We start from the raw sequence: 20,354 nt of genomic DNA on the forward strand, positions 1-20,354 counted from the left end.
GCGGCGCCGGGACGGGTCGGGCCGGCCGGGGCGAGGCCGGACGGGGCCGCGTGGGCGTCCGTCCGGCCTCGTGGCTCCCGTCCGTCGGCCCGCCGTCCGTCCCGATCAGAGGCTCTTGCCCGAGGTCTTCTCGACCGTCGGCTCCGCCGGGGCGAACTCGGCGTCGATCTCCTGGATCACGTCGCGGCCCGGGGCGATCTCCACCGGCACCCCGACCTCGGCGTAGCGGCCTTCCATCTCGGCCTTGCGGGCCAGGACCTCCAGGCGCTTCTCCAGCCCGGTGACGGTCTCCTTGGCGTGGGCCAGGGCGCTGCCGTCGAGCTGCACGTCCTTGGTGGCCTCGGTCGCCTCGATCTGGCGCAGCCGGGCCTCGATCTCGTCGAGCTTGGCCGTCAGCGTCTTCTTCTGGGCCATCATCGTCGTGAGCTGCTTGCGGAACGCGACGACCTCGCTCTGCTTGGCCTTGTAGGTGGACTCCTTGGCCTCCAGGATCTTCTTCACGTTGCCGTAGGAGTCGTAGCGGCGGGCCAGGTCGTTCTTGACCTCGTCCTCGGTGTACGCCACGCGGCCATGCCCGGCCAGGCGGTACTCGCCCGACTTGAGGCTCTCCCGGAGCGTCAGCATAGCCGTCTTCTCGCCTTCCATGTTCTTGCGGATCGCGGCGATCTCCCGGTCGAGGTGCTCGACGTCGACCTCGGCGCGGGCGAGCCGCTCCATGTTGTCGGTGATCGCCGGCTCCAGGTCGGCGATCTCCTGCCGGGCTCGCTCGATGTCGAACGGCAGGGGGACCATGTCGCGTGCGTCGTGGCGGACCTTCTTGAAGGCCGTCTTCACGTAGCTGGGGGCGTGCGAGCCGAACACCAGGAACAGCGTCCCGGCGCCGAGGGCCGCGCCAATCACCGACTTCTTGATCAACGAGCAGGCCATGCTGAGTCTCCTATGGGCCGGGGGCCTGGGGCGTCCGACCTCGCTCGGATCGATCCGCCCGACACAAGTGATTCGACGCCCCGGCGTGATTATTGATCGCGGCGGCCGGTCGTCGCATCGGGCGGGTCGCCGTCCGGCCCCGCCTCCGGGCGGCCGGGCGATCCCCCTAAAAGGGTTGTTCGTCGCCGGCGGGCGGATTTTGACTTGAATTGTAATTTCGCTTCGCCCGCGAGCCCCTCGCCGGCCTGATGGCCGCCCGGCGCGGCGGCGCGACCGCTACGATTGGTTCGACCGTAAGTCGTTTTGGAATTTTGGGTTCCATCTCGGCATTGGCGCGCTGGTTGCTTTTTGAGGTGCCGTCTCCCACGAGGGCCGCCGTCGTCCAACGACCTCGCGGCCCGGCCGACAGTCTCGCTACATAGCTCCGCTTCGGCTCCTCCTCCGTCCGCATCCCGAACGCCCCGGCCCGCCGGGACCGGCCTCCGACCCCCTCCTCCCGAAGGGGGCGGATCGGCCGGGGCGATCGCGGTACGCCCATAGAGTCTTCATCCGAGAAAGGCAGGATATCCATGTCGAGGCTCCGCTCCCCCTGGATCCTGATGCTCCTCTTTTCCGCCTCCGCCTCCACCGTCGCCGCCCAGGAGGCCGCCTCGGGCCCGATCTCGCGCTTCTTCCGCCGCGAACAGCAGCCCGCCGCCCACCAGCACCATCATCATCACGTCCACGCCCAGCCCGCGACGGTCGCGATCGCGGCCGAGCCGGCCTACGAGTACACCTACGCCCAGGTCCAGTGGGCCGAAGTCGAGGCCGAGCCGGTCGCCCAGGCCGCCGAGGCCGTCGCCCAGCCCGCCGAGGCCGTCGCCCAGCAGGTGGTCGTCTACCAGGAGGCCCCGGAGGCCGCCCCGGCGCACGAATACCACGCCGGCGGGGACCCTTACGGCTTCACGAACATCCTGAACCGGATCCGGGCCGCCGCCGGCCTGCACCCGCTGGCCTACGACCCGTCGCTGTCTTCCTGGGCCCAGCAGAACAACGCCGAGCAGTGCCGCCGCGGCCTGGGCCACCACGTCAATCCGACCGGCACCCAGAACTGCGCGTACAACTACAGCGACGCCAACTCCGCCGCCGCCGGCTGGATGAATTCCCCCGGCCACCGCGAGAACATGCTCTCCCCCTCGGCCACCACCTTCGGCATCGCCTTCGGCCCCGGCCCCTACTGGACGATGAACGCCCGCTGAGGCCTCACGGCAATTCCAGCACCGCGAGCCCTTCGGGCTCCAACGTCAGGTCGAGGCGGCCGTCGCTCCAGGCGGTCGCCCGGCCTTGCACGAGTTCCCGGCCATCGCCGGCGTTCGGGACGTCGAGGGTGATCGTCGCCCGCCGCTCCTCCCGCGAGTCGTTGAAGACCGTGAGGTAGCGGTCGCCGAAACGTTCGACGTAGACGCGGTCGTCGCTCGACCGGGCCTTCGTGATCGGCTCCCATCCGGCCTCGGCGACGAGCTTCGCCAGCGGGACGTACTTCTTGAACAGCGGCCGGTCGCGGTTGTACAGCTCCGGGCGGGTGAAGTAGGCCCCGTCCGAGGCGTTGTGGCTGAAGAAGCTGGGGAACATCCCGTACGCGACGGCCCGCCGCATGTAGAGTTCGACCTTGTCCGGCCCGAGCTGGTCGAAGTCGGTGTTCATCAGGAAGCAGAACGGCTTCCCCTTGCAGAGGGCGCGGCGGAGCAGCAGGTCGGCGTCGGACATCGGCCGCCAGCGCCCGCCGCTGTTCCAGTTGGACTCGGTCCCCAGCACGTCGAGCAGGGGGGCGAGCCAGCAGAGGCGGTCGGGCGTGGCGTTGGCCATCATCAGCTTGCCGGCCGCGTGGACGTCGCGCTCGATGCCCCGGACGTATTCGAAGGCGATCGTCCCCCGGAAGACGCAGGGGCGGCGGTCCTCCCGCGAGAAGCAGAGCGGGGCCTCGGATTTCGCGAAGTGGTCGCGGCGGAAGTCCATCTCGTCGGTGACGTAGCCCTCGCTGGAGTCGATGTACTCCCCGTCCAGATCGCCGCCGCGACGCCCCTCGCCGTAGAGCCTCTCCTGGAGCCGGGGATTCCACTTGGCCGAGAAGTCGTCGTCGGGCGCGAGGCCGGGGGTGGAGTTCATGCTCCAGACTGCGCCCCGGTTCCACGGCTCGTCGCGGAACAGGGCGACGGGCTGGCCGTCGCGGTCGTGGAACACGCTGGACTCCCACGCCTTCGCCGCGGCCCTGGCGTTGGGCGCCCCGGCCTGCCGCCTCGCCTCGGCCGAGGCGGCCTCGATCGTGCGCGGCATGTCGGCCGGCATGGGCATCCACCAGGTCATCGGCTCGGTGTAGCGGAACGTCAGGATGCCATTGGCGTCGTCCCAGGCGACCTCGTCATTGCCTTCCTTGAACCGGAAGCCGAAATCCCGCCAGCCCTCGACCGAGCTGATCTTGGTGAAGGGCATCCACAACCCTTGCTCCGACACCCGCCTCTCGAACGCCTCCGGGAACAGGCGATAGTAGGCGTCGAGCGCCGAGCGGAAGCCCCAGGCCGGGTCGAAATCGAACGCGCGGAACGTCAGCCGGGCCTCGGGCTTCTCCGGGGTCAGGCCGACGTCGAACGCGATGAACAGCTCGCGCGATCCCCCGTTGCAGCCCACGCGGAAGAAGGCCGGCCGGCTCATGTCCAGGCCGATCGCCCGGCCACGAGAGCCCTCCACGACCGCCCCGAACGGGTAGGAGGACAGCCGACCGCTCGCCCCGACGCGGAAGTGATGGGTCGACGCCTTCACGTACTCACGCCCCGACTCCACCTCCTCCGAGCGCCTCGGGTCGTCGAGCCATCGCACCCCCTCGGCCGGGATCGGCATCGCGTACAGGAGCGTGACGGCGCGGTCGCCGCCGGTCGTGTCGCGGATCGTCACGTCGAACACGCCGTCGGCCGACGGCTTCCGGTCCAACTCGATCCCGAGCGCCTCCCGCTGGATGTGGACGAAATCGCCGTCGGCGGCGACGTCGCGGATCTGGAAGCCTTCGACGGCCGGCCCACGCGCCACGACCGGCACGCCGTCGAAGACCGCGCCGGTGCCGGCGCCCACCTCTTCCAGCCTGGCGTCCTTGAACATCGCCTTGCCGGCGTGGTTCCGCATCAGCAGGTTGAATGACAGCTCCTTGATCGGACGCTCCGGGATGAACGTCACGCGGGCCTCTTGCCAGTCGTGCGTGCCCACGCGGAAGGGGGCGGACTGGCCCCAGACGGGCGTGCCGTCGTCATAGACCAGATCGAGGTAAAGGGCGTAATCGGCGTCGGCGCTCCCTGAGATCCCCTCCGCCTTGCTCCACGACGTCGCGACGATCGGCGTCGGCCGCTCCTGATTCAGCACGACGCGTCGGGTCGCCCCGCGCCGGGCGTCGGCCGACGCGCCGTTGTCGCAGACCAGGACGTCCCCATCGGCCGCGAACCCGTCGCCGAACGGCACCCACGGCCCTTCCCCGAGCCGGTTCGGGGCCCCTTCGACCGCGCGAACGACGGCCTTGGCGACCTGGCTGTCTGGAGGCGCCGCCGCCGCGGGGCAGCCGAGGAGGATCGCCAGCGACGACGCGACAAGGGAGCGGATGGCGGGACGCGGGGCCATGTCGGAACCTCCCGGGGATGGATCCCCGGGCCAGGCCCACGGCGAGCCCGGCCCGGGGCCCCGATTCTCGCACGATCGCCCCTCCGGATGAAGCGGCCGGCGCGTCGATCGGACCGGCGAATTCACCCGGCCCACCATGGGGGAAGGGACGTGAAGCGCCCCCAGGCTGGACGAGAGAATCCGCCCGGCACGGGACTTCCTCGCATGATCCACGTCCCCGCGCTTCAACGCGCGCCGACGATTCACCTTTCAGGAATTTTGGGGAAACAGGTAAAATAAGTGGAATGGGCGGTCCGGGATCCCGATCCAAGTGAGGGACGTCCCGGTGTGCGGGCGGGGTTCGGCGCGGGGGCTTGGCCCGACGGCCTGGAGGGGAGTCAGGATGAGTGTTATCGATCCCGCGCGTCCGACGTTCGGCGACGTCGACCTACAGCGGCGGATCATGGACTTGAGGCGGCCGGACAACGTCACCAACCTCCTCTACCTGGCGCGCGAGTACGCCTGCCTGATCCTGGCGATCGGCGGGGCGGTCGCGTTCGCCGAGTGGAGGGGGGGCTGGGGACTGTCCTGGTGGTGGAACGTCCCCGTCTTCGGCCTGGCGATCATCCTGGTCGGGGCCTTGCAGCACCGGCTGGCGGGGCTGGGGCACGAGTCGTCGCACTACTCCTTCCTGCGCAACCGGACGGCGAACGACCTGGTGGCCGACGTCTTCTGCATGTTCCCGATCCTCACGTCGGTGCACTTCTACCGCGTCTTCCACATGGCGCACCACCAGCACACCAACGACCCGGAGAAGGACCCCGACCTGCTGAACCTCGGCCGGGGCAAGCGCGCCTTCGAGTTCCCGATGACCCGCGAACGGTTCATCGCCCTGGTCTACTTCTGCATGGTCTCCGCGCCGCTGCGGTTCGTCGAATATCAGTTCGCTTACATGACGGTGAACACCTTCGGCAAGGGGCGGAGCATCTACCACGGCACGGCGCGGGGGGGGCGGTTCGACATCTACGTCCCCCGCCTCTCCACCTGCCTGGGCGTCGCCTACGTCGTGGCGATCAACGCCGTATTCTTCGCCCTGACCTCGACCGGCCGGGTCGAGTGGATCGTCCCCGTGGCGCTGGCGGGGGGCCTGCTGGGGACGGCGGGGGCCTACGCGCTGCCGGATCGGTTCGTGTTCCGGTCGCCGTTCCGCCAGGCGTATTCCGAGCGGTTCGCGGGCTCGGCGCGGCTGTGGTTCTTCACGATCGTCCTGGCGGCCCTGGCGATGTCGCGATGGGGCACCGAGGGCCGCTCCGCGCTGTACGCGGCGCTCCTGTGGTTCCTGCCGCTGGTCTCGACGTTCCCGTTCTTCATGCTGCTTCGCGACGTATACCAGCATTCCAACGCCGACTCCGGCCGGCTGACGAACTCGCGGGTCTTCTTCGTCGACCCCTTCACGCGTTGGGCCGTGTTCATCTACGGCCAGGACATGCACATCCCCCACCATCTCTTCCCGACCATCCCTCACTACCGGCTCGGCGCCCTGCACGAACTGCTGAAGACCCACCACGAGGCGTACCGCCGCCATGTCGTCGAATGCCACGGCACCTTCCGGGGCGACAGCGACCATCCCACGATCCTTGAGGAGATGACCAAGGAGTTCCCGCCCCTCATGGCGACGGGCGGGCACTGACGGGGGCGTCCCCGGCTTGACGGCCGCGGGCGGTCGAGGCCCCAATGGAAGGCGAGACCCCAGCGCCAACGCCGACACGGGAGGGCCCTCCGATGGCGACAGTCACGACCGGACGCCCCCGAACCGCCCCCGATCGCGACGCGGCCGTGTCCCTCGCCATCCCCCCCGACGTCCGGCTGATCACGGACGCCGACGGCTTCGAGAAGCTGTGCGCCGCGAACCGGGACATGCAACTGGAACTTGAGGCCGACGGAGGCTTGATCGTGATGGCGCCGGCCTCGCCCGACGGGAGCGGAAGGGAGCTCCAGTTGGCATTCCAACTGGAAGCGTGGAACAGGATCTCAAAGTCGGGCAAGGTGTTCGGGGCGACGGCCGGCTTCACGCTGCCCGACGGGTCGATCCGCGCGCCGGACGCCTCGTGGATGCGCCAGGAGGCGTGGGACGCGCTGGACCGCCGCGAACGCCGCAAGTTCTCCCGCGCCGTCCCCGACTTCGCCGCCGAGATCCGCTCGCCGTCGGACTCGCTGGACGATCTCCGAGCCAAGATGGCCGGCTACATCGCCAACGGCGTGCGCCTGGCGTGGCTGATCGACCCGGAGACGAAGGCGGTGGAAGTGTACCGCCCCGGCCGCGACCCGGAGCGGCTGACCGCGCCCAAGACGCTCTCGGGCGAGGACGTGCTGCCGGGCTTCACGCTGGACCTCGCCGATATATTTGAAGGATGAACCGGTCGCGGGAAGGGAGGTGGAGATGTCTTCGGCCACGATCGAACGGGAGCGGGCGGGGGCCATCGGAGGCTCATCACCGTCCTTGCTCATCCCCCCCGACGTCCGGCTGATCGTCGACGCCGACGGCTTCGAGAGGCTGTGCGCCGCGAACCGGGACATGCGGCTAGAACTGGAAGCCGACGGAGGCTTGATCGTGATGGCGCCGGCCTCGCCTGACAGCGGTGGGAGGGAGGCGGAACTGGGATTCCAACTCGCCACCTGGAACAAGGCGGCCAGGCTGGGCAAGACGTTCAGCCCGTCGGCCGGCTTCACGCTGCCCGACGGCTCGATCCGCGCGCCGGACGCCTCGTGGATGCGCCAGGAGGCGTGGGACGCGCTGGACCGCCGCGAGCGCCGCAAGTTCTCCCGCGCCGTCCCCGACTTCGCCGCGGAGATCCGCTCGCCGTCGGACCCGCTGGACGAGCTGCGCGCCAAGATGGCCGGCTACGTCGCCAACGGCGTTCGCCTGGCGTGGCTGATCGACCCGGAGACGAAGGCCGTGGAGATCCACCGGCCCGGCCGCGAGGTGGAACGTCTCGCCGCGCCCAAGTCGCTCTCGGGCGAGGACGTGCTGCCGGGCTTCACGCTGGACCTCGCCGAGATCTTCGAGGATTGACCCCGGCCCGACTTCGGGGCGTCAACTGAGTTCGGCCACGAAGAAGATGGTCGCCAGCAGCGTCAGAAGGGTTGAGATGACCCCCAGGACGAGCCCGGTGATGCCCCACCCTGTTCGGCATCGGCTCGCGGCCGACAACGCGACGGCGCTGATGCCGCAGGCGAGGCCGATCAGCGTGCCGCCCCCGAATCCCACCACGAAGAAGGACAGCGATTGCGCCGCCAAGCTAAGTGCGAGGCAGAGCGCGGCCATGGCCGTCGCGGAGATGGCCAGGACGCCGAAGATGCCGCTCCGCCAGGCTCGGCGCTCGAGGACCGCCGACGGGGACGCCGCCCCGCTCATCCGCGGCGCGACGTTCGGCTCGCGAAGTATCGGTGGAGATGAGGCCGGCTCGTCCCCCAGGTAGGCTTCCGGCGGGTCGAGCCGGGCCAGGACCGCCAGCACGTCATCCCGCGAGGGCTCGGCGCCGGGGCCGCAACGCTCGCGCAGGAGTTCGTCGATGCGGGACTCCACCTCGCCGACGACGTCCAGCCGCTCGGCCCGCGAGACCCGGCCGAGCAGCGCCCGGTCGATGGCGTCGAGGCGGGCGTCGATCAACGCTCGGTTCGCGTTCATGGTCGCGCTCATCTCCATCGTGCTCATCCTCGCGCCCCTTCAAGTAAGGTGGCCAGGCTCGCGGACACCGCCCGCCAGCCGTCGGACATCTCCCGCAGTCGCCGCTCCCCCGCCGGCGTCAGGCGATAGTAGCGCCGCATCGGCCCCGACGGCGACCGCTCGGCGCGGATCGTCAGGAAGCCGTCGCGGGCCAGCCGCGCCAGCACCGGGTAGACCGTGCTCTCCGTGAACTCCAGCCCTTCCAGCCCCCGCAGCCGCTCCACGATCCCGTAGCCGTACGCCTCGCCGTCGACCATCGTCGCCAGCACGGCCAGCTCCACCAGGCCCTTGCGCAACTGCGTCTCCCACGGACCCATCCCCGCCCCCCTTTCCGGTCTCTACCTCGCATTGCAGAGTACCGGGTCCAGCCTGGTTGTCAAGGCGCGAGGGCCCGCGCGACCGGCGCATTCCTTAAGTCCGGCGCGGCCCGATGCCGAAATCAGACCAGGGGGCCGTGCGGCGGTCGCGCGGCGGCGGGGCGAATTCGGGCGAGGAAGACCTTTGAACCGTTCTCGACGCAACACGATGGGCCTGCTGGCGCTGGGCCTGGCGCTCGCGACGGTCGGGCGGGCCGGCGCCCAGGAGGAGGCCCCGGGGAAGGTCCACGGGACGATCACCGTCGACTTCGACAAGGTGACGATCTCCGAGCTGCTGAAGCTCGTCAGCGTCGTCGAGAAGGTCGACGGCACGATCCACATCGTCTCCTCGGGGCCCCATGGCGAAGGCTCGCTGATCGTCAGCGGCTCGAACGGCGCGATCGCGCTGAGCCGCCCCGACCAGCCCGCCGCGCCGAAGGTGGTGATCGGCCCCTCGCGACCGCCCGCCCCGACGGCCGCCGCGCATCCGACGCCCCCGACGGCCTCCCGCCTAGCCCCCTTCGCCGCGATCGGGAGGATGCTGGGCGTCGGCCGCCAGCACGAGCATGAGCACGTCCATGCCTCGACCCCCCCGACGGCGGTCGGTCCCGGGGCCATCCCGACCGGGGCCGGGACGCCCGGCGACATGCCACGGTCCCTCGCGCCTGGCTCGTCCGCGATGACGCTCGATTCCGGCGGTTTCCTCGGGGCGCTGGCGGAGGGCGAGCCGGTGGTGGTCGGCCCGGTGCATTCCCCCTGGCCCAGGTCGGGGGCCGAGGCGAAGCCGCCGCGCGACGCCGAGGTCTCGCGCGCCGGGGCCGTCCAGGCCGACGCGACCGGCCCGTCGAAGCACGTCGTCGCGAAGGGGGATACGTTCGAGGGGCTGGCGAGGAAGTATTACGGCGACGGCCGTTACTCACGCGCCCTCTGGTGGGCCAATCGCGACCGCGTCGCCTGGCCCGACGCGCTGGTGGAAGGGAAGTCGCTGGTCGTGCCGGGCCTGGGCGAGCTGGAGCCGCGCATGGTCCTGGCCGGGCCGATCCGCGCCGTGCTCCCGGATCTGGAGCCGGCCGGGCCACGTCGCGACCCGAACGTCGAGCGCGCGTCGCACTCCGAGACGGAGCCCGCGCCGGGCTCGCCGGACTCCGGCGGCGTCGCCGTCCACGTCGTCCGCCCCGACGACACGCTGCGGATCATCGCCCGCGAGAAATGCGGCGACGAGCGCAAGGCCCTGGAGATCATGTCCCTGAACCGCGACGCGCTGAGCAAGGAAGGCCGCCCGCGCGTCGGCCAGTGCCTGATCCTCCCGCCGCCGGCCGCCAGGCCCTGACGACGGCCGGATCCGGCCCGTCGTCAGGCGGCAAGTTCGACGAGTTCGGCCCCGACCTCGGCTCGGACCCCGAGTTCGACACCGACTTCGACTTCGGCCTCCACCACCTTCCCCGCGCGCCTGGCGAACGGTTCCAGGAAGGCCTCGACTTCCGGGCGCACGCGGCCGAAGAGGCCGTGCTCGGCGAGGCGGATCAGCTTCTCCATCCAGGCCCAGTGGGCCGGCGAGCAGCCGTCGACCGCCAGGTCGCGCCCATCGAGGGGGAACGAGGAGGCGGACGGGTCGGCCAGCGCCGCGGTCGCCTGCCGCAGCGCCCGGTCCTCGCCCCCGAGGTGATGGTAATAGGGGAGCATCGCCAGCGAGTGCCCACGCCCGGCGAGGGCCTTCCGGCCGGTGACGACCCCCATGTAGTCGCAGATCAGCTGCGACGGGTGCATCAGCTCGGACTCCTCCACGGGCCCGATCTCGCGCCCGGGTGCCTGCCACTCCACCCAGAGGAAGGTGTCGAAATCGACGACCTTCCCGCCGACGAGCTTCGTCTTGTTGAACGCGTCGAAGGGCCGGTGGTTCCCCCGGAAATGGACGGCGTCCAGCACCAGCTCGAACGTGGTGGGGATCCCCATCTCATCGGTCACGCCGCCGCCCCGATACCAGCGAACACCGCGGAACTGGGCCCCCGACTCTCGCCATTCGAGGTAGAGTCGCTCGAAGAAGTCGCGGCGGATCGGGATGGCGTCAAGGTCGTGGACGATGACGGCGCGCGACCTGACCAGGCCGATCGCGATCACCCAGGACAGCCAGCAGTAGACCCACGCCCAGTTGATCAGCCTGGCGACGCGGTACTGAATGGGGCCATAGCCCGCCAGTCGGATCCTGTCCCGCAGGGGATGCGACTCGATCTCGTCGCGAACCGCGCGGGAGACCTCCTCGACCGGTCCGTCGAAGACCAGGATCAGCTCGACCAGGTTGTCCGCCTCTTGCTCCCCGATCGCCTTTAGGTTGGCGATGGCGACGCGTTCCATTGCGCCCATGCAGCCCATGACGACCGTGTAGCCTTCGACCGGGTCGGTGAGTGGCCGCCATTCGACGAGATTTCGGATCAAGAAATTGATGGGCGATCGTTTAAGATGTTTTGCAAGTAGTTTGGGCCAGCACTTGATGGTCATGGCAAGGTTCCCTGGAGCCGAGTCTCGTGGGATTAGGAAGTTATTGGGTCTTTGGCGGTGCATTAATCTGGGGGACGGCAGTTTTCGTGTAATGTTGCGTGGATTAAGCATGCGTTGCGTTCGGTCCGCTGTTTCGGGAGGCCTCGGTCGAGGCTGGGCCGACGGGCGAAATGGGGAGGGAGGCGGGTCGGGGCGCGCGCCTGCCCTGCGCGGTCGGAATCGGGTAGGATCGAGGGCGGGCCCGCCTCGCGCGGCCCGGACCCGACGCCCCGCGTCCCCTTCGCTGAGGCCCCATGAGGCGTAAGCTCCCGGCAGCACGCGACGACTCCCTCGAGCTGTTCCTGCCGCCGGTCTCGGCGTGGTTCCGCTCCGCGTTGGGGGAGCCGACGCCGGCGCAGCGGCTGGGGTGGCGGGCGATCGCCTCGGGGCGGAACACGCTGATCGCGGCGCCGACGGGGTCGGGCAAGAGCCTGGCCGCCTTCCTCGCCGGGCTCGACCTCCTCTGGCGCGAGCCGGCGCGCGGGCGGGGCGTCCGCATCCTCTACATCTCGCCGCTGAAGGCGCTCAACGCGGACGTCCACCGCAACCTCAAGACGCCGCTGGAAGGGATCCTCGCCGAGGCCGAGGCGTCCGGCATGCCCCTCCGGGCGCTCTCGACGGCCGTGCGAAGCGGGGACACCCCGCCGAACGAGCGGGCCAGGCTGCTCCGCAAGCCCCCCGAGATCCTCATCACCACGCCCGAGTCGCTCCACCTGATGCTCACCTCGCGGGCGCGCGAGACGCTGCGCGAGGTCTCCCACGTCGTCGTCGACGAGATCCACGCCCTATGCGGCAACAAGCGCGGCGTCTTCCTGGCGCTGCTGCTCGAACGCCTTGAGGCGCTGGGGGCCGGCCGCCCGTTCGTCCGCGTCGGCCTCTCCGCGACCCAGAAGCCGCTGGAGGAGGTGGCCCGCTACCTCGGCGGGGGGCGGCCCGTCGAGATCGTCGACGCCGGCTCCCGGAAGCCGATGGACCTCAGCGTCATCTGGCCCTTCGGCGACGCCGGCCTCGGCCCCCCCGGCTCGGTCTGGCCCGCGATCGAGGACCGCGTCCTGGACCTGGTCGAGCGGCACCGATCCACCCTCGTCTTCGCGAACAACCGCCGGACCGTCGAGCGGCTGACCGCGCGGCTCAATGAACTCGCCACGCGCGACGTCGAGCGCCAGGCCCCCGACGATGACGACGACGGGCCCCCGCCGTTCCGCGCCCACCACGGCAGCCTCAGCCTGGACGAGCGCCGGACGACCGAGGAGATGCTGAAGGTCGGCGAGCTGCGCGCCGTGGTCGCGACGGCCTCGCTGGAGCTGGGCATCGACATGGGGGACGTGGACCTCGTCTGCCAGGTGGAGTCGCCGGGGAACGTGGCGCGGGGCCTCCAGCGCGTGGGGCGGTCGGGGCACCTCGTCGGCGGGACGAGCCGGGGGCGGCTGATCGCCAAGACCCCCGCCGACCTGCTGGAGTCCGCGGCCCTCGCCCGCGCGATGCTCGCCGCCGACGTGGAGCCCCTGCGCGTCCCCCGCAACTGCCTGGACGTCCTGGCGCAACAGGTCGTCGCGTGCGTGGCCGTGGACCGGTGGGACGTGCCCGAGCTGTTCGACCTCGTGCGCCGCGCCTACCCGTTCGCCGACCTCTCGGCCGACGCGTTCGAGCGCGTGCTGAGCCTGGTCTCCGGACGCTACTCCACCGGATCGATCCGCGACCTCCGCGCGCGGGTGGCGTGGGACCGCGTCCACAATCGGCTGGCCCCGCTGCCGGGGACCTCGCGGCTGGCCCTCGCCGGCGGCGGCGCCATCCCGGACGTCGGCCACTACCCGGTCTACCTCGGGGAAGGGGGGCCGAAGCTCGGGGAGCTGGACGAGGAGTTCGTCTTCGAGCGCCGCGTCGGCGAATCCTTCATGCTGGGCAATAGCGCCTGGCGGATCGACCACATCGACGTGCACAAGGTCCTGGTCAGCCCGGCGGCCGGCTCCCAGGTGGTCACCCCCTTCTGGCGCGGCGAGACCAACCCGCGCTCGATGGAGCTGGGCCTCGCCGTCGGCCGGCTCTCCCGCGAGATCGCCGAGGGGCTCGACGATCCCGGCCTGCTCGGGCGGCTCGAGGCCGGGTGCAGGCTGGAGCCCCCCGCGGCGCGGTTCCTGGCGCGATTCGTCGGCAGGCAGGCCCGTTTGGCGGGCGTGGTGCCCGATGATCGCACGATCCTCGTCGAGTCCTTCCCCGACCCGACCGGCGAGACGACCCTGGCCGTCCTCTCCCCCTACGGCCGGATGCACCTCGGCCTGAAGCTGGCGCTGGTGGCCCGGATCCAGGATCGATACGGCGTCACGGCCTCGTGCCTGCACGGCGACGACGGCCTGCTGTTCCGGCTCCCCGGCACGGACGACCCGCCGCTGGACATCCTCGACGGCCTCGACGGCGCGGAGGCCGAGCGGCTGATCCGCCGAGTGCTCCCCGACACGGCGCTGTTCGGCCTGCGGTTCCGCCAGAACGCCGGCCGGGCTCTCCTGATGCCCCGGCCGGATCCGACCAAGCGGACGCCCCTTTGGCTCCAAAGGCTGCGCGCGAAGGACCTGCTCGGCGTCGTCGGCAAGTTCCCCGACCATCCCATCGTGGTCGAGACCTTCCGCGAGTGCCTCGACGACGACCTCCAGATCGCCCGGCTCCGCGAGTTCCTGGACGCCGTCGCGGCGGGCGAGATCCGCGTGGAGACCCGCGCCGGCGACCTGGCCTCGCCGTTCGCCTCGGAGCTGCTGTTCCAGTTCACGAGCACTTATATCTACGAGTGGGACGAGCCCCGGCGGAAGTCCGATACCGCCGCGACCGCGACGATCGACGAGGCGTTGCTCGACGGCCTGCTGCACTCGCTGGAAGCCGGCCGCGCGCTCGACGAGCAGGCCGTCGGCCGCGTCGAGAACCGCCTACGCGGCCACGGCCATCCCCCGCGCACGGCCGACGAGATGGCCGAGACCCTGCGCGCGCTCGGCGACCTGGCCCCGTCCGAACTCGCCGGCCCGATGGAGGCGTTCGCGAAGGCGCTGGAAGGGGAGGGGAGGGCCGTCCGCATCGAGATGCCAGGCGCGGCCGAGCCCTCGCGCTGGATCCTCGCCGAGGAACGGCCGCTCTACGAATCGGCCTTCGACGCTGGCGACGGCGACGCGCTGCGGACGATCGTCCGGCGGTTCCTCCGCGTCCACGCGCTGATCGGCCTGGCCGACGTCCTGCGGCGCTACCCGGTCGCGCCCGAGGTCGCGCGGGGGCTGCTGGAGGAGTGGGTCGAGTCGGAGGGCGTGGTCCGGGTCGAGGGGGAGGACGGCCCGCGCTGGGCCGAGCGCGAGAACCTGGCGGAGGTCCAGCGGCTGGCCGTGGCGCGTAGGCGGCGGGAGAGCGTGGCCGTCGCGCCGGAGGTCTTCGCGGACTTCGTCGCCCGCCGCCAGCACGTCCACCCCGCCGGGCGGCTCTCGGGGGTCGAGGGGGTGGGACGCGCCCTGGACGTGCTCCACGGCTTCGCCGCGACGGCCGAGTCGTGGGAGGGCGAATTGCTCCCCCGCCGCGTCGAGGGATTCCGCCCGGCCTCGCTCGACGAGGCCCTCTCGCGCGGCGGCTGGTCGTGGCGTGCCGAGGGGGACGGGCCGCTCGTCGCGATCGTCCCTCGCGAATTCCCCGGCGGCTGGCCCCCGCGCGAGGACGCGCCATTGGCCGAGGCCGAGCAAGCGGTCCTGGACGCCCTGGCCCGCCGCGGGGCCTCGTTCGCGGCCGACCTGTCGCGGGCGACGGGGATCGAGCCGACCGAACTCCGCCGCGCTCTCCGCTCGCTGACGCTCCGGGGCCTGGCGACCAACGACCGCTTCGATCCGCTCCGACCCGGGGGGCTCGATGGGCTCGACGCCGCGGCGGGGGCCTCTCGCGGGGGGCGTCGCGGCCGGTCGCCTCGTCGGGTCGACCTCGCGCGGCCGGAAGGGCGGTGGGACCTCGTCGCGCCGGCGGCCGAGGACCCGGAGGCCCGCGCCCTGGCGTGGATCGACGCCCTGTTCGGCCGCTACGGCGTCCTGGCCCGCGAGACGGTCGCGATGGACCCCTGGGCCCCGCCGTGGGGCGACCTGTACCCCCATCTCGCCCGGCTGGAACTGCGCGGCGAGGTCCGCAGGGGCTACTTCGTGGAGGGGCTTTCGGGCGTGCAGTACGCCACCGAGGAGGCCTCGGAAGGGCTCGCGGCGCTGGCCTCGGGTGCCGGTCGGGACGACGCCGAGGTCTTCCTCGCCGCGTCCGACCCGGCGAACCTCTACGGCGCCGGCGCCCCTCTGGACGTCCCCCTGCTGGAAGGGGGGACGGCGCGGCTGTCGCGCGGGGCGGGGAACTTCCTGGTCCTCCGCGGCGGCCGTCCGGTCCTGATCCTGGAGGCTCACGGCAAGCGGCTGACCGGGCTGGCGTCGGCCTCGAAAGGGGAGCTGGATTCCGCGCTGGCGCGGGTGCTGGAGCTGGCCTCGCCCGACCGCCGCGTGCTCCGGGTGGAGACGTACAACGGCCAGCCGACCGTCTCCAGCCCCGTCGCGTCCCGGCTGGCCGAGCTGGGGCTCGTCCGCGACTTCCCCGCGATGACGTTCTACGCCGCATGGTCCCCCGGCGGCCTCTGAGGCCGCCGGGCGGCATGGCGTTTTCATGCGAGTGGTGGGCGGAGAACCCGTCCCGCCGCACGATGGAGATGCCGACCATGCCGCCGACCCGGACCGAGCGCGATTCGATGGGCTCGATGGAAGTGCCGGCCAACGCCTATTACGGCGCCCAGACCGAGCGGGCGCGGCGGAACTTCGAGATCGGCGGCGCGCGGTTCCCCCGGCCGGTCCTCCGGGCGCTGGGGCTCGTCAAGAAGTCGGCCGCGCGGGTCAACGCGGAGCTGGGGCTGCTCGACGAGGATCTCGCCCGGCTGATCGAGCAGGCCGCGGGGGAAGTGGCCGACGGCAAGCTCGACGACCAGTTCCCGCTGGTGATCTACCAGACCGGCAGCGGCACCTCCACGAACATGAACGCCAACGAGGTCGTCGCCGGCCGGGCGAACGAGCTGGCCGGCGGGGAGCGGGGGGGGCGGTCGCCGGTCCACCCCAACGACGCCGTGAACATGGGCCAGTCGTCCAACGACGTCATCCCCACGGCCATCCACCTGTCGGCGCGCGAGGAGATCGAGCGGCGGCTGATCCCCGCGCTGGAGCGGCTGCGCGACGCGCTGGCCGAGCGGGCCGGGGCGTTCGACGGCGTGGTGAAGATCGGCCGGACCCACCTCCAGGACGCCGTGCCGATCCGGCTGGGGCAGGAGTTCTCCGGCTACGCGTCGCAGGTCGAGCACGGCGTCCGACGCGCCCGCGGGGCCTCGGAGGCGCTGGCGGAGATCCCCATCGGCGGCACGGCGGTCGGGACCGGGGTGAACACCCACGCCGAGTTCCCCGAGCGCATGGCGGCGGCGCTGTCGCGCGAGGTCGGCCTCATCTTCGCGCCGGCCTCGAATTATTTCGAGGCGATGGCCAACAGGGACGCCGCGGTCGAGGCGTCGTCGATGCTGCGGACGATCGCCGTCAGCCTGTCGAACATCGCGAACAACGTCCGGTTGCTGGCCTGCGGCCCGCGCTGCGGCATCGGCGAGATCCGCGTCCCGGAGCTCCAGCCGGGCAGCTCGATCATGCCGGCGAAGGTCAACCCCGTGATCCCCGAGGCGGTGATGATGGTCGCGGCGCGGGTCATCGGCAACGACGCGACGATCGCCTGGTCCGACGCGATGGGGTCGGACTTCGACCTCAACGTGATGATGCCGGTGATGGCCCACGCCCTGCTGGAGTCGATCGAGCTGCTGGCGGCGGCCGCCGACCACCTGACCGACAAGTGCGTGGACGCTCGCGAGTTCCTGGCGGACCAGAAGGCCCAGGGCGTCACGAGGATCGAGGCCGACGAGGAGCGCTGCCGCGAGCACGTCGAGCAGAGCCTGGCCTTGTGCACCGCGCTCGCGCCGAGGGTCGGCTACGACAACGCCTCGGCCCTGGCGAAGACGGCCTACCGCGAGGGGGCGACGGTGCGCGAGGTCGCCCACGCGATGGCCGGGCTCGACCCGGAGGAGATCGCGCGGCGGCTGGGCGAGCCGGCCTCGGCCGACGTCCTCCGCGAGCACGGCGGTTTCCCGGCGACGGACGAGGTCGACCGCCTGTTAGATCCGAGGCGGCAGACGGAGCGGGGCTCGACCGGAGGGGCGGGGGGCTGAGCGTGGTTTCCGGGAAACTCCCCTGGGCGGGGGGCCTCGCGTCGTGGACAATCGGACGATCCGGGACGCGAGACCACGAGGGGGCCTCTCATGACCAACAATCCGGATTTCGATCTCGACGCCGCCTGGCTCGACCCCGCCGCGCCCGCCGCCGATCCCGAATCGGCGAAGGCCCCACCGCCGGAGACGGCTCCCGCCCCCGAGCCGGTGGTCGTGATCCAGTATCGCAGCCGCGGCCTCCCCCCGTCCTTGATGATGCCGATCGCGCTGGTGGGCACGCTCGCCCTTCTCATCGGCTATCACAATTACGCCGGGACCACGGCCCGCCCCGCGGACCCCATGCCGGTGCCGGCGGACCCCGCCCCGATCGCCGAGCTGGACGACTCCGTGGCCCTCGCCGCCGCCAACGCCGCGTTCGGCAAGGATCAGACCCCGCTCCCCTTGCCCCTGACCCTGGAAGGCCGCCCCCTCCCGCGTCAGCAGCCGGCCCCCGCCGCCGCGCCGGCCGCCGGGCCCGTCGCCGCGACCCCCGGGACGGCCCCGGACGCGCCCCCGGCCGATCCCGATCCCGCCCCCGAGGGACGCCCGCCGATCTCCATCGCCTCCGCTTCGCCCGCGTTCGCCCCCGCCGCGCGACCCGAGCCCGAGCCGGCTCCCGAGCCCGAGCCGGCTCCCGCCCCCGAGCCGGCTCCCGACATCGTCGAGCGGGCCAAGCCGGCCGACGCGACGCTGCCGACGCAGGAGGAGATGATGGAGCGGATCCGCCAGGAGGCCGAGTTGAAGGCCATCCAGCGGGCCGAGATGGAGCGACGCCAGGCCGAGGATCTGGAGCGCCTGAAGATCGAGGCGGTCCAGCGAGTGGAGCAGGAGCGGGACGAGTTCCGCCACCAGTTGCGCGTGATCCTGAAGGAGAACGCCCCCGACGCCGGCCGGGCCATCGAGGCCCTCTGCGACCAGTTCGGCCGGGCCAGCGACCCCGTCGCCCGCGAGAAGGCGACCGCGATCCTGTCGTACAACAAGGGGAAGCTGACCAGCGAGGCCGAGATCCACATCCTGCGGCGGATGGGACTCCCGGAGCCGGTGGTCCTCGACTTCCTCTGCAACCGCCTGAATCGCTCGCTCCACGCTCGCGGGGGGCCCCGCTCTCCCGACGAGGCCCGCGTCCTGGCGGCCCGGCAACTCCTGCGCATCCCCTTGACCCCCGCCGCGACCCCGGTCGAGACGGCGACCGCGGCCCCGGTGCCGCCCTCGCCGACGCGCTCGCCCGTCTACCGTCGCTCCGCCCGCTGAAACGCCGCCCCCGAGCGGACGAACCACCCATCGACGTCCAGGGAAAACCCCATGCCCGTCCGCTCGCCCTTCCCGCTCGCGACGACGCTCGTCGCCCTCCTGACCCTCGCCGTCGCCGCCGGCGCCGCCGGCGCCGACGTCCACCCGGACGTCGCGGCCGGGGTCGAGATCCTCAAGGCCGGCGACGCCCTGGCCGACCAGGGGAAGCCCAATGACGCCCAGCTCCGCTACAAGGAGGCGTTCGAGAAGATCCTCCCGCGCCTCCGCGGCATCCCCTGGGTCCACGAGGTCCGGCGCGACGTCACCAAGCGCGAGAAGCTCCAGGACATGCTCCTGAAGGAGTTCGAGGAGGAGATGACCCCGGCCGAGTTCGAGGGGATGGAGAAGGCCTACCGCGCCTTCGGCATGACCCCGCCGGACCTCGACCTCAAGCAGTTCCTCGTCCAGGTCTACTCCGAGGAGATCGCCGCCTACTACGACCCCCGCACGAAGACCATGTACATGATCGAGGAGCCCGAGACCAGGAAGGCCGAGCCCCCCACGTTCCTGGAGCGCTTCCTCGGCAAGACCGGCGGGTTCGACAAGGACGAGAACAAGACCGTCATCGCCCACGAGATGACCCACGCCCTGTCCGACCAGCACTTCGACCTGGACGAACTCCACGCCCTGGCCAAGAAGAACGACGACCACTCGCTGGCCGTCTCCGCCCTGATCGAAGGGGAGGCCACCCTCGCCATGATGGCCGCCGGGCAGGAGGACTGGGAGGGCGAGGACATCATCGCGCTCCCCGCCGAGGGCCTGGGCCGCGGCATGGAACTGATGATGCCCTTCCTGACCTCCCTCGGCGGCGGCCAGACGCTCAAGAACGCCCCGCCGATCATCTCCGAGTCCATGCTGTTCCCCTACATCCGGGGCCTGGTCTTCGCCGCGAAGCTCGCCAACGACGACGGGTGGAAGGGGATCGACGCCGCCTATCTCGACCCGCCGCTCTCCACCGAGCAGATCCTCCACCCGGCCAAGTACAAGGCCGAGCCGGATTACCCCGTCCTGATCGACCTGGGCGAGCTGAGCCCCGGCGAGGGTTGGAAGGAGATCTCCCGGAACGTGATGGGGGAGATGCAGACGTCGGTCCTCCTGCGCAAGCACAACGGCAAGGCCGCCGCCGCCGGCTGGGACGGCGATCGCTACGCCGTCTTCGAGGGGCCAGAGGGCAAGCTCGCCCTCGTCTGGATGACCACCTGGGACTCCGAGGACGACGCCCGCGAGTTCGCCCGGGCCTACGCCCGGTATCAGACCACCCGCATGGGAGACGGCCAGTTCCAGCCGGCCGACATCCCCGATTCCCTCTGGCGGTCGGTCGACGGCGTCTGCCGCGTGGTCGAGCGCCGGGGCGCCGACGTCGCCGTCGTCGAGGGCTTCGCCCCCGCCGCTTCCGCGCCGTTGCTGGAGGCCGCCTTCAAGGCCGCGAAGTCCGAGATGAAGCCCGGCCCGCGGACCGTGAAGCCGTCCAAGCTCCCCCAGGACTAGGTTCTGTCTGACGGCTCGTAAAGCGTTACGATGGCGGCTTCACCAGGGAGGCCGCGATGACGCGACGCTATGAGCTGAAGGACGAGGAATTCGCGCTGATCGCCGACCTGCTCCCGCCGACGGGGCGGCCGGGCGG

The 20,354-nt window shown here is 71.4% G+C and carries 14 protein-coding genes; 9 read left to right on the forward strand and 5 right to left on the reverse strand.

Going from position 1 to position 20,354, the window contains the following annotated elements; translation table 11 throughout:
- Positions 1-105: 105 nt before the first annotated feature.
- Positions 106-927 carry a hypothetical protein gene (locus WG209_RS14835; RefSeq protein WP_337175840.1) on the reverse strand — a complete coding sequence of 274 codons (822 nt, stop codon included), beginning with the start codon at positions 925-927 and terminating at the stop codon, positions 106-108.
- Between the two features lie 569 nt (positions 928-1,496).
- Between WG209_RS14835 and WG209_RS14840 the strand changes: the two genes are divergently transcribed.
- Complete coding sequence (locus WG209_RS14840; protein ID WP_337175841.1) at positions 1,497-2,165, forward strand: CAP domain-containing protein; 669 nt, start codon at positions 1,497-1,499, stop codon at positions 2,163-2,165.
- 4 nt (positions 2,166-2,169) lie between these two features.
- Here WG209_RS14840 and WG209_RS14845 read toward each other — a convergent pair whose 3' ends face one another.
- On the reverse strand, positions 2,170-4,566 hold the full coding sequence (locus WG209_RS14845; RefSeq protein WP_337175842.1) for a hypothetical protein: 2,397 nt from the start codon (positions 4,564-4,566) through the stop codon (positions 2,170-2,172).
- 382 nt (positions 4,567-4,948) lie between these two features.
- Between WG209_RS14845 and WG209_RS14850 the strand changes: the two genes are divergently transcribed.
- The 3 genes from WG209_RS14850 (at position 4,949) to WG209_RS14860 (ending at position 7,618) form a co-directional block, all read left to right on the forward strand.
- Complete coding sequence (locus tag WG209_RS14850; protein ID WP_337175843.1) at positions 4,949-6,235, forward strand: fatty acid desaturase; 1,287 nt, start codon at positions 4,949-4,951, stop codon at positions 6,233-6,235.
- Between the two features lie 92 nt (positions 6,236-6,327).
- The gene (locus WG209_RS14855; RefSeq protein WP_337175844.1) at positions 6,328-6,960 is read left to right on the forward strand and encodes a Uma2 family endonuclease; all 633 of its coding nucleotides are present in this window, start codon (positions 6,328-6,330) and stop codon (positions 6,958-6,960) included.
- Positions 6,961-7,045: 85 nt separating this feature from the next.
- The gene (locus WG209_RS14860; protein WP_337175845.1) at positions 7,046-7,618 is read left to right on the forward strand and encodes a Uma2 family endonuclease; all 573 of its coding nucleotides are present in this window, start codon (positions 7,046-7,048) and stop codon (positions 7,616-7,618) included.
- Positions 7,619-7,639: 21 nt separating this feature from the next.
- On the opposite strand, the gene WG209_RS14865 is transcribed toward WG209_RS14860, so the two are convergent.
- On the reverse strand, positions 7,640-8,233 hold the full coding sequence (locus tag WG209_RS14865) for a hypothetical protein (protein WP_337175846.1): 594 nt from the start codon (positions 8,231-8,233) through the stop codon (positions 7,640-7,642).
- 23 nt (positions 8,234-8,256) lie between these two features.
- Entirely contained in the window at positions 8,257-8,589 is a 333-nt protein-coding gene (locus WG209_RS14870; protein WP_337175847.1) for a PadR family transcriptional regulator, read from the reverse strand.
- A gap of 184 nt (positions 8,590-8,773) precedes the next feature.
- On the opposite strand from WG209_RS14870, the gene WG209_RS14875 reads away from it, so the two are divergent.
- The gene (locus tag WG209_RS14875) at positions 8,774-9,958 is read left to right on the forward strand and encodes a LysM peptidoglycan-binding domain-containing protein (protein WP_337175848.1); all 1,185 of its coding nucleotides are present in this window, start codon (positions 8,774-8,776) and stop codon (positions 9,956-9,958) included.
- Positions 9,959-9,981: 23 nt separating this feature from the next.
- Here the strand turns inward: WG209_RS14875 and WG209_RS14880 are convergent, their stop codons facing one another.
- The gene (locus tag WG209_RS14880; RefSeq protein WP_337175849.1) at positions 9,982-11,061 is read right to left on the reverse strand and encodes a hypothetical protein; all 1,080 of its coding nucleotides are present in this window, start codon (positions 11,059-11,061) and stop codon (positions 9,982-9,984) included.
- A gap of 356 nt (positions 11,062-11,417) precedes the next feature.
- Here WG209_RS14880 and WG209_RS14885 point away from each other — a divergent pair, with 356 nt between their 5' ends.
- From WG209_RS14885 to WG209_RS14900, 4 genes are all read left to right on the forward strand, one after another.
- Complete coding sequence (locus tag WG209_RS14885; RefSeq protein ID WP_337175850.1) at positions 11,418-15,791, forward strand: DEAD/DEAH box helicase; 4,374 nt, start codon at positions 11,418-11,420, stop codon at positions 15,789-15,791.
- 77 nt (positions 15,792-15,868) lie between these two features.
- A complete protein-coding gene (locus tag WG209_RS14890) occupies positions 15,869-17,401 on the forward strand; it encodes a class II fumarate hydratase (RefSeq protein WP_337175851.1) in 1,533 nt (510 codons plus the stop codon).
- A gap of 90 nt (positions 17,402-17,491) precedes the next feature.
- On the forward strand, positions 17,492-18,691 hold the full coding sequence (locus tag WG209_RS14895; protein ID WP_337175852.1) for a hypothetical protein: 1,200 nt from the start codon (positions 17,492-17,494) through the stop codon (positions 18,689-18,691).
- A 51-nt stretch (positions 18,692-18,742) separates the two neighbouring features.
- Positions 18,743-20,218, forward strand: coding sequence for a hypothetical protein (locus tag WG209_RS14900; protein ID WP_337175853.1), 1,476 nt, complete (start codon positions 18,743-18,745; stop codon positions 20,216-20,218).
- Positions 20,219-20,354 lie beyond the last annotated feature (136 nt).

Origin of the sequence: Paludisphaera sp., assembly GCF_037189885.1 — a bacterium.
Classification (GTDB): Bacteria; Planctomycetota; Planctomycetia; order Isosphaerales; family Isosphaeraceae; genus Paludisphaera.

What these genes read in the sequence shown, in the direction of transcription:
- WG209_RS14850 (WP_337175843.1), top strand. Translation starts at nt 4,949, where the DNA reads ATGAGTGTTATCGATCCCGCGCGTCCGACGTTCGGCGACGTCGACCTA.
- WG209_RS14865 (WP_337175846.1), bottom strand. Translation starts at nt 8,233, where the DNA reads ATGAACGCGAACCGAGCGTTGATCGACGCCCGCCTCGACGCCATCGAC.
- WG209_RS14855 (WP_337175844.1), top strand. Translation starts at nt 6,328, where the DNA reads ATGGCGACAGTCACGACCGGACGCCCCCGAACCGCCCCCGATCGCGAC.
- WG209_RS14900 (WP_337175853.1), top strand. Translation starts at nt 18,743, where the DNA reads ATGCCCGTCCGCTCGCCCTTCCCGCTCGCGACGACGCTCGTCGCCCTC.
- WG209_RS14895 (WP_337175852.1), top strand. Translation starts at nt 17,492, where the DNA reads ATGACCAACAATCCGGATTTCGATCTCGACGCCGCCTGGCTCGACCCC.
- WG209_RS14885 (WP_337175850.1), top strand. Translation starts at nt 11,418, where the DNA reads ATGAGGCGTAAGCTCCCGGCAGCACGCGACGACTCCCTCGAGCTGTTC.
- WG209_RS14835 (WP_337175840.1), bottom strand. Translation starts at nt 927, where the DNA reads ATGGCCTGCTCGTTGATCAAGAAGTCGGTGATTGGCGCGGCCCTCGGC.
- WG209_RS14870 (WP_337175847.1), bottom strand. Translation starts at nt 8,589, where the DNA reads ATGGGTCCGTGGGAGACGCAGTTGCGCAAGGGCCTGGTGGAGCTGGCC.
- WG209_RS14845 (WP_337175842.1), bottom strand. Translation starts at nt 4,566, where the DNA reads ATGGCCCCGCGTCCCGCCATCCGCTCCCTTGTCGCGTCGTCGCTGGCG.
- WG209_RS14840 (WP_337175841.1), top strand. Translation starts at nt 1,497, where the DNA reads ATGTCGAGGCTCCGCTCCCCCTGGATCCTGATGCTCCTCTTTTCCGCC.
- WG209_RS14890 (WP_337175851.1), top strand. Translation starts at nt 15,869, where the DNA reads ATGCCGCCGACCCGGACCGAGCGCGATTCGATGGGCTCGATGGAAGTG.